General features: G+C 70.4%; 11 protein-coding genes. 9 read left to right on the plus strand and 2 right to left on the minus strand.

Features of this window, described 5'->3' with window-relative positions; translation table 11 throughout:
• The first annotated feature begins 79 nt into the window (after positions 1-79).
• The 6 genes from eccD (at position 80) to ACZ4A5_RS26610 (ending at position 7,161) form a co-directional block, all read left to right on the plus strand.
• Entirely contained in the window at positions 80-1,558 is a 1,479-nt protein-coding gene (gene eccD, locus ACZ4A5_RS26585; protein WP_467589333.1) for a type VII secretion integral membrane protein EccD, read from the plus strand.
• 205 nt (positions 1,559-1,763) lie between these two features.
• Complete coding sequence (gene rpsO / locus ACZ4A5_RS26590; protein ID WP_045934183.1) at positions 1,764-2,051, plus strand: 30S ribosomal protein S15; 288 nt, start codon at positions 1,764-1,766, stop codon at positions 2,049-2,051.
• Positions 2,052-2,315: 264 nt separating this feature from the next.
• Positions 2,316-4,532, plus strand: coding sequence for a polyribonucleotide nucleotidyltransferase (locus ACZ4A5_RS26595; RefSeq protein ID WP_467589336.1), 2,217 nt, complete (start codon positions 2,316-2,318; stop codon positions 4,530-4,532).
• A complete protein-coding gene (locus ACZ4A5_RS26600; protein WP_467589339.1) occupies positions 4,529-5,908 on the plus strand; it encodes a M16 family metallopeptidase in 1,380 nt (459 codons plus the stop codon). Before ACZ4A5_RS26595 ends, ACZ4A5_RS26600 begins: the two co-directional genes overlap by 4 nt.
• Positions 5,909-5,944: 36 nt before the next feature.
• The gene (dapB, locus tag ACZ4A5_RS26605; RefSeq protein WP_467589341.1) at positions 5,945-6,697 is read left to right on the plus strand and encodes a 4-hydroxy-tetrahydrodipicolinate reductase; all 753 of its coding nucleotides are present in this window, start codon (positions 5,945-5,947) and stop codon (positions 6,695-6,697) included.
• A 5-nt stretch (positions 6,698-6,702) separates the two neighbouring features.
• Positions 6,703-7,161, plus strand: a complete 459-nt coding sequence (locus tag ACZ4A5_RS26610; RefSeq protein WP_398869940.1) for a hypothetical protein — start codon at positions 6,703-6,705, stop codon at positions 7,159-7,161.
• Positions 7,162-7,172: 11 nt separating this feature from the next.
• Here ACZ4A5_RS26610 and ACZ4A5_RS26615 read toward each other — a convergent pair whose 3' ends face one another.
• Both ACZ4A5_RS26615 and ACZ4A5_RS26620 read right to left on the minus strand, forming a co-directional pair.
• Positions 7,173-7,478, minus strand: a complete 306-nt coding sequence (locus ACZ4A5_RS26615) for a hypothetical protein (RefSeq protein ID WP_467589344.1) — start codon at positions 7,476-7,478, stop codon at positions 7,173-7,175.
• Between the two features lie 79 nt (positions 7,479-7,557).
• Positions 7,558-7,800 (minus strand): hypothetical protein, encoded by a 243-nt coding sequence (locus ACZ4A5_RS26620; RefSeq protein WP_366007571.1) that lies wholly within the window; start codon positions 7,798-7,800, stop codon positions 7,558-7,560.
• 219 nt (positions 7,801-8,019) lie between these two features.
• Here ACZ4A5_RS26620 and thyX point away from each other — a divergent pair, with 219 nt between their 5' ends.
• The 3 genes from thyX to ACZ4A5_RS26635 all read left to right on the plus strand — a co-directional run bounded on the left by thyX (position 8,020) and on the right by ACZ4A5_RS26635 (position 11,697).
• Complete coding sequence (thyX, locus tag ACZ4A5_RS26625; protein ID WP_366007570.1) at positions 8,020-8,760, plus strand: FAD-dependent thymidylate synthase; 741 nt, start codon at positions 8,020-8,022, stop codon at positions 8,758-8,760.
• Between the two features lie 217 nt (positions 8,761-8,977).
• Positions 8,978-9,877, plus strand: coding sequence for a 4-hydroxy-tetrahydrodipicolinate synthase (dapA, locus tag ACZ4A5_RS26630; protein WP_467589347.1), 900 nt, complete (start codon positions 8,978-8,980; stop codon positions 9,875-9,877).
• A gap of 134 nt (positions 9,878-10,011) precedes the next feature.
• The gene (locus ACZ4A5_RS26635; protein ID WP_467589350.1) at positions 10,012-11,697 is read left to right on the plus strand and encodes a ribonuclease J; all 1,686 of its coding nucleotides are present in this window, start codon (positions 10,012-10,014) and stop codon (positions 11,695-11,697) included.
• Positions 11,698-11,990 lie beyond the last annotated feature (293 nt).

Here is an 11,990-nt window from a genome sequence, read left to right on the forward strand (position 1 = left end):
CCGGCCTCCCCTCCGCGGAACGGCGATCCTATCGACGTGCGCCGAGGGGCTCCCGATAGGGTGGCCGCCGCGCGTATGCATGAGCGAAGGCTCGGAGTGGAGCAGGGGGCCCCGACAGGTGAGTACGTCCACTGGGACAGGTTTCTGCCGGGTGACCGTGGTCGCTCCGGACAGCCGGATCGACGTCGCGCTGCCGGACGACATCGCGGTCGCCGACGTCTACCCGGAGATCCTCCGCCTCACCGGCCAGACCCAGCCGGTCGGCACCCCCACCGGCTATCACCTCGTGCGCCGTGACGGCACGGTCCTCGACAGCGCCCGCTCGCTGGCCGCCCACCGGGTCCTGGACGGCGAGCTGCTCTCGCTGCGCCCCTTCGCGGAGTCCCTGCCGCCCGCCGTGCACGACGACGTGACGGACGCCGTGGCCGCCGCGGTCACCCGCGACCGGACCCTGTGGAACGATCAACTCCTGCGTGCCGCCGGACTGTTCGGCGGCGCCCTGCTGCTCGCCCTGATGGCCTTCGCCCTGTGGTTCGCCGACCCCGCCCGGCACGACATGCACGGCACCCCCGGCGCCGTCGCGGCCGCCGCCGGTGTGCTGCTGGCCGCGCTCGCGGGCGTACGGGCACGGGTCTACGGCGACCGCGCCTGCGCCGTCGCCCTGGGGCTCGCCGCCATGCCGCACCTGATGATCGCGGGCTCCGGGATCCTCGCGCCCGACCCGGGGCAGGGCGCCGGCCGGCTGCAGTTCCTGCTCGGCTGCGCGGCCGTCCTCGTCGCCGCCGCGGCCCTGGTCGCCACCGTGCCCACGGGCGACGCGCCCTTCGTCGCCGCCCTCACCGCGGCGGTCACCGGCACCCTCGCCGCCTTCGGCCTGATCCTCGGCGGTGGGAGCCCCGCGGGCGCGGCCGCCGTCTGCGGCGTCGTCGCGATCGGCGCCATCGCCTTCCTGCCGGGCCTCTCCGCCCGCGTCGCCCGGCTGCCCATCGGCTACGCCGCCCCCCGCTCCGCCTCCGGCGGCGACCTCGATCCGGCCGCCCGCACCACCCCCGACCCGGTGGACGCCGAGCGCGTCGCCGAGCGCGTCCGCCGCGGCCACGAGCTGCTGCTCGGCCTCGTCGGCGGCTGCGCGGCCGTCGTCACCGCCTCCGCCGCCGTCCTCGCCTTCTCGGCCGACGGCGGCCCCTGGGCCCGCCTCCTGGCCCTGGCCGCCGGCCTCACCATGCTGCTGCGCGCCCGCCTCTTCCGCTACACCGCCCAGGTCACCGCCGTCCTGGCCGCCGGGCTCGCTGCCCTGGCCCTGCTGGTCCTCGGCATGTCCCTGAACCCGCCCGCCGGCGGCTCCACCGACATCCGCACGGTCTGGCTCGCCGTCGCCGTCACGCTCGGCGGCGGCCTGCTCACCGCCGTCGCCCTGATCGTCCCCCGCAAGGGCCTGTCACCCTTTTGGGGGCGCGTCTCCGACATCTCCGAGAGCGCGCTCCTCCTCGCCCTCGTACCGCTCGCCCTCGCGGTCCTCGGGATGTACGGGACGGCCCGCGGCCTGTCGGCGGGCTGACGGGCCCCGGAGCGGCCCCGGAGCGGGGCCCGGGAGCCGGGCTGGTACTGTGTGCAGTGGCCGTTTGTGTACGCGCCTCCGGAAAGCCCCGCAGGGCTTCTGGGGACAGCGCCCAGCGGACCCCGCCTCCCGAGTAACGGAAGCTCCCCTGAGACCAAGACCAGGGGCACTCGGTGGCTGAAAACGAGAATTCCAAGGAGTACGCGTGTCGCTCGACGCCGCTACGAAGAAGCAGATCATGGCCGAGTTCGCCACCAAGGAGGGCGACACCGGCTCCCCCGAGGTCCAGGTCGCGATGCTCACCCGTCGCATCTCGGACCTGACGGAGCACCTCAAGCAGCACAAGCACGACCACCACTCGCGTCGTGGCCTGCTGCTGCTGGTCGGCCAGCGCCGCCGCCTGCTCCAGTACCTGGCCAAGAAGGACATCACGCGCTTCCGCGCCCTGGTGGAGCGCCTCGGCATCCGCCGCGGTGCCGCGGGCGCCAAGTAAGACGTCGTGAAGGGAGCGGTTCCCACCTCTGGGGGCCGCTCCCTTTGCGTATCTCGTGCGACGCCGAAGCTTTGTAGTCTGGTGTCCACGAAAGACTGAACAAAAGAACAGCATGAGGAGGAGCGCTCCGCTCGCCGCCGGTCCTCGGTAGTGGCCCCCGGATCAGGGAAATCCGGGTGCTTCGATCGAAGACCGGCCAGCCCGGCGCACCTCCGCCCACGTCCCCGCCACACGGGCGGGGACGCAGACGAGGAGATATCCCTGGTGGAGAACGAGACCCACTACGCCGAGGCCGTCATCGACAACGGCACCTTCGGCACCCGCACCATCCGCTTCGAGACGGGCCGCCTGGCCAAGCAGGCCGCCGGCTCCGCCGTGGCGTACCTGGACGACGACACCATGGTGATGTCGGCGACCACCGCTTCCAAGAAGCCCAAGGACCAGCTCGACTTCTTCCCCCTGACGGTCGACGTCGAGGAGCGGATGTACGCGGCCGGCAAGATCCCCGGCTCCTTCTTCCGCCGCGAGGGCCGGCCCTCCGAGGACGCGGTCCTCACCTGCCGCCTGATCGACCGCCCGCTGCGCCCCTCCTTCAAGAAGGGCCTGCGCAACGAGATCCAGATCGTCGAGACGGTCATGGCGCTCAACCCCGACCACCTCTACGACGTGGTCGCCATCAACGCCGCCTCCTGCTCCACGCAGCTCGCGGGCCTGCCCTTCTCCGGTCCGATCGGCGCCACCCGCGTCGCCCTGATCAAGGGCCAGTGGGTCGCGTTCCCGACCCACACCGAGCTCGAGGACGCCGTCTTCGACATGGTCGTGGCCGGCCGTGTCCTGGAGGACGGCGACGTCGCGATCATGATGGTCGAGGCCGAGGCCACCGAGAAGACCATCCAGCTGGTCAAGGACGGCGCCGACGCCCCCACCGAGGAGGTCGTCGCCGCCGGTCTCGAGGCCGCGAAGCCCTTCATCAAGGTGCTCTGCCGCGCCCAGTCCGAGCTCGCCGCCAAGGCCGCCAAGCCCGAGGGCGAGTTCCCGGTCTTCCTGGACTACCAGGACGACGTCCTGGCCGCCCTGACCAAGGCCGTCCGTGAGGAGCTCGCGCAGGCGCTCACCATCGCCGGCAAGCAGGAGCGCGAGACCGAGATCGACCGCGTCAAGGAGATCGCCGCCGAGAAGCTGCTCCCGCAGTTCGAGGGCCGCGAGAAGGAGATCTCCGCCGCGTACCGCTCGCTGACGAAGTCCCTGGTGCGCGAGCGCGTCATCAAGGAGCGCAAGCGCATCGACGGCCGTGGCGTGACGGACATCCGTACGCTCGCCGCCGAGGTCGAGGCCATCCCGCGCGTGCACGGCTCGGCGCTGTTCGAGCGTGGCGAGACCCAGATCCTGGGCGTCACCACCCTCAACATGCTCCGCATGGAGCAGCAGCTGGACACCCTCTCCCCGGTGACCCGCAAGCGCTACATGCACAACTACAACTTCCCGCCGTACTCCGTCGGTGAGACCGGCCGCGTCGGTTCGCCGAAGCGCCGCGAGATCGGCCACGGCGCCCTGGCCGAGCGGGCCATCGTGCCCGTGCTGCCGACGCGCGAGGAGTTCCCGTACGCCATCCGCCAGGTCTCCGAGGCGCTCGGCTCCAACGGCTCGACCTCCATGGGCTCGGTCTGCGCCTCCACCATGTCGCTGCTGAACGCCGGTGTGCCGCTGAAGGCCCCCGTCGCCGGTATCGCCATGGGCCTGATCTCCGAGGAGATCGACGGCAAGACGCACTACGTCGCCCTCACCGACATCCTCGGTGCGGAGGACGCGTTCGGCGACATGGACTTCAAGGTCGCCGGTACGAAGGAGTTCGTCACCGCGCTCCAGCTCGACACCAAGCTGGACGGCATCCCGGCCTCCGTCCTGGCCGCGGCCCTCAAGCAGGCCCGCGACGCCCGTCTGCACATCCTCGATGTGATGATGGAGGCCATCGACACGCCGGACGAGATGTCCCCGAACGCCCCGCGGATCATCACCGTCAAGATCCCCGTGGACAAGATCGGTGAGGTCATCGGCCCCAAGGGCAAGATGATCAACCAGATCCAGGAGGACACCGGCGCCGAGATCACGATCGAGGACGACGGCACCATCTACATCGGTGCCGCCGACGGCCCGGCCGCCGAGGCCGCCCGCGCCACGATCAACGGCATCGCCAACCCGACCATGCCGGAGGTCGGCGAGCGCTACCTGGGTACGGTCGTCAAGACCACCACCTTCGGTGCCTTCGTCTCCCTCATGCCGGGCAAGGACGGCCTGCTGCACATCTCGCAGATCCGCAAGCTCGCCGGTGGCAAGCGCGTGGAGAACGTCGAGGACGTGCTCGGCGTCGGTGCCAAGGTCCAGGTCGAGATCGCCGAGATCGACCAGCGCGGCAAGCTCTCGCTGATCCCGGTCATCGAGGGCGAGGACGGCGACGACGCTAAGGACGAGTCCGCCAAGTGACGTCCCGTAGTACACGGAAGACGGCCCGCACCTCTTCGGAGGGGCGGGCCGTCGCCCGTACCCAAACGCTTCTCAAGGGCGAGCACGGCATCGGCACGGTCCGCCGCACCACCCTTCCCGGTGGGCTGCGCATCGTCACCGAGACCCTGCCGTCCGTCCGCTCCGCGACCTTCGGCATCTGGGCCAACGTCGGCTCCCGCGACGAGACCCCGACGCTGAACGGCGCCACCCACTATCTGGAGCACCTGCTCTTCAAGGGCACCGCCAAGCGCAGCGCGCTCGACATCTCCGCCGCCATCGACGCGGTCGGCGGTGAGATGAACGCGTTCACGGCGAAGGAGTACACCTGCTACTACGCCCGTGTCCTCGACACCGACCTGCCGCTCGCCATCGACGTCGTCTGTGACATGCTCACGGGCTCGCTCATCGACGCCGCCGACGTCGACGCCGAGCGCGGTGTGATCCTCGAAGAGATCGCGATGACGGAGGACGACCCCGGCGACTGCGTGCACGACCTGTTCGCGCACACCATGCTGGGCGACACCCCCCTCGGCCGCCCGGTCCTCGGCACCGTCGACACCATCAACGCCCTCGGCCGCGACCAGATCGCGCGCTTCTACAAGAAGCACTACGACCCGACCCACCTTGTCGTGGCCGCCGCGGGCAACGTCGACCACGCCAAGGTCGTCCGCCAGGTGCGGGCCGCCTTCGAGAAAGCCGGCGCGCTCGGCCGCACGGACGCGGCCCCGGTCGCGCCGCGCGCGGGCGCCCGTACGATCCGCACCGCAGGCCGCGTCGAGCTGCTCGGCCGCAAGACCGAGCAGGCGCACGTCGTCCTCGGCATGCCCGGCCTGGCCCGCACCGACGACCGCCGCTGGGCGCTCGGCGTGCTCAACACCGCCCTCGGCGGCGGCATGAGCTCGCGGCTCTTCCAGGAGGTCCGGGAGAAGCGCGGACTCGCCTATTCCGTCTACTCCTACACCTCGGGCTTCGCCGACTGCGGCCTCTTCGGCGTCTACGCCGGCTGCCGCCCGAACCAGGTCCACGACGTCCTCAAGATCTGCCGCGACGAGCTCGACAAGGTCGCGTCGGACGGTCTGACGGACGAGGAGATCACCCGCGCCGTCGGGCAGCTCTCCGGCTCCACGGTCCTGGGCCTGGAGGACACCGGCGCGCTGATGAACCGCATCGGCAAGAGCGAGCTGTGCTGGGGCGACCAGATGTCCGTCGACGACATGCTGGCCCGCATCTCGGCCGTCACCCCGGACGAGGTCCGCTCGGTGGCCCGCGATGTACTGGGGCAGCGTCCTTCGCTGTCCGTCATCGGCCCGCTGAAGGACAGGCAGGCGGCCAAGCTCGACGAAGCCGTGGCCTAGAGCAGTCTCCGAGCCCGAGAGAAGGAAGCACCAAGGATGAGCAAGCTGCGCGTGGCGGTCATCGGCGCCCACGGCCGTATCGGCTCCGAGGCCGTACGGGCCGTGACGGCCGCCGAGGACATGGAACTGGTGGCCGCGCTGGGCCGGGGCGACAAGCTGGAGACGCTGACCGAGGCGGGCGCCCAGGTCGCGGTCGAGCTGACGCACCCCGACTCGGTGATGGACAACCTCGAGTTCTGCGTCGCCCACGGCATCCACGGCGTCGTCGGCACCACCGGCTGGACCGAGGACCGCCTCGCGCGGCTGACCGGCTGGCTCGACGCCAAGCCGGGCACCGGAGTGCTCATCGCGCCCAACTTCTCCATCGGCGCCGTGCTCACCATGGCCTTCGCCCGGCAGGCGGCCCGCTTCTTCGAGTCCGTCGAGGTCGTCGAGCTGCACCACCCGAACAAGGCGGACGCCCCCTCCGGCACCGCCACCCGCACCGCCCAGCTGATCGCCGAGGCCCGCAGGGAGGCGGGCTGCGCCCCGCAGCCCGACGCCACGACGACGGCCCTGGAGGGCGCGCGCGGCGCGGACGTCGACGGGGTGCCGGTGCACGCCGTCCGGCTGCGTGGCCTGCTGGCCCACCAGGAGGTGCTGTTCGGTGACACCGGCGAGACGCTCACCATCCGGCACGACTCGCTGCACCACAGCTGCTTCATGCCGGGCATCCTGCTGGGCGCGCGGCGCGTCGTCAGCACGCCGGGGCTGACGTTCGGCCTGGAAAACTTCCTGGATCTGGGCTGAGCACCGTGCGCGCAAAGATCGTCTATTTCGCCCTGGCCGCAGTCCTGGTCGTCTACTTCGTCCTGGTCGGCAGCCGCGGCGTCATGCTCATCGAGCAGGGCACGGCCATCACCGTCACCTTCGGTGCCGCGGTGCTGGTGCTGCCCTTCATCGGTGCCTGGTTCCTCTACCAGACCACCAAGTTCGCGCGGGACGCCAACCGGCTGGCGCGGGAACTGGAGGCCGAGGGCGGCCTCCCCGTCGACGAGCTCGTCCGCACGCCGAGCGGTCGCATCGACCGCGACTCGGCGGACGAGGTCTTCGCCCGCCGCCAGGCGGAGACGGAGGACGCCCCCGGTGACTGGCGCACGTGGTTCCGCCTCGCGGTGGCCTACCACGACGCCCGCGACACGCCCCGCGCCCGCAAGGCGATGCAGCGGGCGATCGCCCTGCACGACGGCAGGCCGGTGCGCGCGGACGCGTGAGGCGAAGGGTCTCAGGCGGGGGAGTCCGCCCGCTGTCCCCGCGTGCCCGGCCGCACCAGCCGCAGCGCCGCCGCGATCACGACGGCGGCGACGATCACGCAGACCCCGCCGACCGGCAGCGAGCCGGCCAGCACGATGATCAGCGCGGAGAAGAGCAGATACGCGGCGAGGAGCAGCAGCAGGGCGGCGCCGCCCACCTGCCAGGAGCCGGGCCGATGGGCACGGCGCCCGAGCGGGGCGTCCTCGTGCGGCAGGGGCTCGGCGGCGGTCGTGACGGAGGCACCGTCGCGGGCGGCTGTCATGAAGGGCAGGGGCATTGGGCGAGGCTATCGATGCGCGAGAGGTCCGGCCACGTCAGGGTGGCCGGACCTCGGTCGTGTCGCTGATCGGCGCGCGTCAGCGGCTGTCCTTCGCCTCCGACTGCTGCGTGTGGTGCGTGCTCTGCGCACCGGTCTGGAGCGAGGGCATTCCGAACAGCAGCGCCCCCACGAGCCCCGCCGCGACCGTCAGCCCCACCAGCGCACGGCCGGCTATCTGCGAGCGGCTCGCGCGGTCTCGGGGCGGCGGCGTGACGTTGCTGCGGTAACGCTCTGCCTCGGCTACAAAGGCGAACGGCACGGGCTCTCGCCGGCGGAACATGAAGCGCTCTCCTAGAAGCTCGAGTGTGTGCTCTGTCAGTGCTGTCACACATAAGGACGTTCGAATCGCTTCGGTGGTGCCCGATTTCTGTGACTTCTGTGAAAAATCTCAACTGGGGCCACCGCGTTCCCCGCGGCCCCGCTCTGCCGGAGCCCGAGTGTCAGTGGCGGCCCGTAGGCTGGGCGCCGCCCCAGCAACGCGATTGGAAGGACCCCGCCGGTGACCGACAGCCCCACCGAGAACGCCAAACCCACATTCCGTGGCGATGTGACCGTCGAGCTGGTCAAGCACAGCGCTGCCGACTCCGACGTCCTGTGGGCGGCTCGCGTCTCCACCGCCGGTGAGCAGTCCCTGGAGGAGATCACCAAGGACCCCGAGCGGTCCAAGGGGCTCATCAATTACCTGATGCGGGACCGCCACGGCAGCCCCTTCGAGCACAACTCGATGACGTTCTTCATCAGCGCCCCGATCCTCGTCTTCCGCGAGTTCATGCGCCACCGCGTCGGCTGGTCGTACAACGAGGAGTCCGGCCGCTACCGCGAGCTCCAGCCCGTCTTCTACGTCCCGGGCGCGGACCGCAAGCTGGTCCAGGAGGGCCGCCCCGGCAAGTACGTCTTCGTCGAGGGCACCGAGGCGCAGCACGAGCTGACCACCCGCGCCATGGAGGACTCCTACCGCCAGGCGTATGAGGCGTATCAGGAGATGCTCGCCGCGGGCGTCGCCCGCGAGGTCGCCCGCTCGGTGCTGCCGGTCGGTCTCTTCTCCTCGATGTACGCCACGTGCAACGCCCGCTCGCTGATGCACTTCCTCGGGCTGCGCACCCAGCACGAGCAGGCGGCCGTCCCCTCCTTCCCGCAGCGCGAGATCGAGATGGTCGGCGAGAAGATGGAGGCGGAGTGGGCCAAGCTCATGCCGCTCACCTACGAGGCGTTCAACAAGAACGGTCGCGTCGCGCCGTAGCGCCGGTACGCGCGGTAGCGGGGGCACCGGAGAGGGTGACGCTCGGGCCGCGTACGCACCGGTAGCAAAGGTGTCCGTATTGCGGCTTTTCGTTACCTTCATCTAGGCTGAACAAACGGACCCGGCACTGCTTGAACCCCCGAGCAGGCAGTGCCGGGCTCCCTTTCCCACTCCCCGAGGGAGCACCTCACGGTGAGCAACGAGTAGCGTGGCCCCCATGGCTCCGACCTCCACACCGCAGACGCCCTTCGGGCGGGTCCTGACCGCCATGGTCACGCCCTTCACCGCAGATGGCGCCCTTGACCTCGAAGGTGCCCAGCGACTCGCCGCGCACCTGGTGGACGCCGGCAATGACGGCCTTGTCGTCAACGGCACCACCGGCGAGTCCCCGACCACCAGCGATGCGGAGAAGGCGCAGCTCGTACGTGCCGTGGTCGAAGCGGTCGGAGACCGCGCCCACGTCGTCGCCGGAGCCGGCACCAACGACACCCAGCACAGCGTCGAGCTCGCCCGCGCCGCCGAGAAGGCGGGTGCCCACGGCCTGCTGGCCGTCACCCCGTACTACAACAAGCCCCCGCAAGAGGGCATCTTCCGGCACTTCACCGCGATCGCGGACGCCACCGGCCTCCCGGTGATGCTCTACGACATCCCCGGCCGCAGCGGCGTCCCGATCAACACCGAGACCATCGTCCGGCTGGCCGAGCACCCCCGGATCGTCGCCAACAAGGACGCCAAGGGCGACCTGGGCCGCGCCAGCTGGGCCATCGCCCGCTCGCGCCTCGCCTGGTACTCCGGCGACGACATGCTCAACCTGCCGCTGCTGTCCGTCGGCGCCGTCGGCTTCGTCTCCGTCGTCGGCCACCTGGTCACCCCCGACCTGCGCTCCCTGCTCGGCGCCTACCTCGACGGCGACGTCGCCAAGGCGACAGCGATCCACCAGCAGCTGCTCCCGGTCTTCACGGGCATGTTCCGCACCCAGGGCGTGATCACCACCAAGGCGGCCCTCGCGCTGCGGGGCCTGCCCGCCGGCCCGCTGCGGCTGCCGCTGGTGGAGCTCACCGCCGAGGAGACGGAGCAGCTCAGGCGCGACCTCTCCGCCGGCGGGGTCGAGCTCTAGCGGCCGCGGGCGCCCCCCCGGGCGCCCGCCCACACACTTCACAACTGAACATCGACAACAACTGCAAGTGCACGAATGTCACGCGCGCCATGTGTCCCAGGAGGGCATGTGGCGTGCGTGGTGAGGAGAGTCTTTTGAGTCACCCGCATCCTGAACTCGGTCCCCCGCCGCAGCTCCCCAAGGGCGGCCTGCGCGTCACGCCCCTCGGCGGTCTCGGCGAGATCGGCCGCAACATGACCGTCTTCGAGTACGACGGCCGCCTGCTGATCGTCGACTGCGGAGTGCTTTTCCCCGAGGAGGAGCAGCCCGGAGTCGACCTGATCCTGCCGGACTTCAGCTCGATCCGTGACCGCCTCGACGACATCGAAGGCATCGTGCTCACGCACGGCCACGAGGACCACATCGGCGGTGTCCCGTACCTGCTTCGCGAGAAGCCGGACATCCCGCTGATCGGCTCCAAGCTGACCCTCGCCCTGATCGAGGCGAAGCTCCAGGAGCACCGCATCCGCCCCTACACCCTGGAGGTCCAGGAGGGGCACCGGGAGGGCATCGGCCCGTTCGACTGCGAGTTCATCGCGGTCAACCACTCCATCCCGGACGCCCTCGCGGTCGCCATCCGCACCCCGGCCGGCATGGCCGTGCACACCGGCGACTTCAAGATGGACCAGCTCCCGCTGGACCGCCGCCTCACCGACCTGCCCGCCTTCGCGCGGCTCGGCGAGGAGGGCATCGACCTGCTGCTCGTGGACTCCACGAACGCCGAGGTCCCGGGCTTCGTCCCGCCCGAGCGCGACATCTCCAATGTGCTGCGCACGGTCTTCGCGGGCGCCCAGAAGCGCATCATCGTGGCCAGCTTCGCCAGCCACGTGCACCGCATCCAGCAGATCCTGGACGCCGCGCACGAGTACGGCCGCCGGGTCGCCTTCGTGGGCCGCTCCATGGTCCGCAACATGGGCATCGCCCGTGACCTGGGCTATCTGCGCGTCCCCGCCGGTCTGGTCGTCGACGTCAAGACGCTGGACGACCTGCCGGACGACGAGGTCGTACTCGTCTGCACCGGCTCCCAGGGCGAGCCGATGGCCGCGCTGTCCCGGATGGCCAACCGCGATCACCAGATCCGGATCGTCCAGGGCGACACGGTCATCCTGGCCTCGTCCCTCATCCCCGGCAACGAGAACGCGGTCTACCGCGTGATCAACGGCCTGACCCGGTGGGGCGCCAACGTCGTCCACAAGGGCAACGCCAAGGTCCACGTCTCGGGCCACGCCTCCGCGGGCGAGCTGCTGTACTTCTACAACATCTGCAAGCCCCGCAACCTCATGCCGGTCCACGGCGAGTGGCGTCACCTGCGGGCGAACGCGGAGCTCGGCGCCCTGACGGGCGTGCCGAAGAACCACATCGTGATCGCCGAGGACGGCGTCGTGGTGGACCTGGTGAACGGCTCGGCGAAGATCGTCGGCAAGGTCCAGGCCGGGTACGTCTACGTCGACGGCCTGTCGGTCGGCGATGTCACCGAGACCTCGCTCAAGGACCGCCGCATCCTCGGCGACGAGGGCATCATCTCCGTCTTCCTCGTCGTGGACAGCACGACGGGCAAGCTGGTGAGCGGCTCGCAGATCCACGGACGCGGCTCGGGCATCGAGGACTCCACGTTCGCGGCGGTGGCGCCGAAGATCGAGGAAGCCATCGCCAAGTCCGCCTCCGACGGCGTGCTGGAGCCCCACCAGGTGCAGCAGCTCGTCCGCCGGACCGTGGGCAAGTGGGTGTCCGACACCTACCGCCGGCGCCCGATGATCCTCCCTGTGGTCGTCGAGGTCTGACGCACGATCAGCCGTACGGACGGCCGCCCCGGACTCGATTTGCATCCGGGCGCGGCCGTCCAGTACGTTTACGACTCCACCGCAGCGGGAACCCCCGAACGCCTTGTGCGTAAAGGATTGTTCCGCGGCGGACGGGAAAACCGACCCGGAGCGATCTGATAAAGTCGGTGAAGCCGGAAAGCGAAAAGCTGGAAGGCGAACCCCGCTCCAACAGGGGGCCGGAAATGAATTCCGAACCGGGAACGGAACGGAAAACGGATCTGGTAAGGTTGGAAACACGAAATACCGAAGGG

The sequence above is a fragment of the Streptomyces sp. NPDC025618 genome (genome assembly GCF_055558795.1).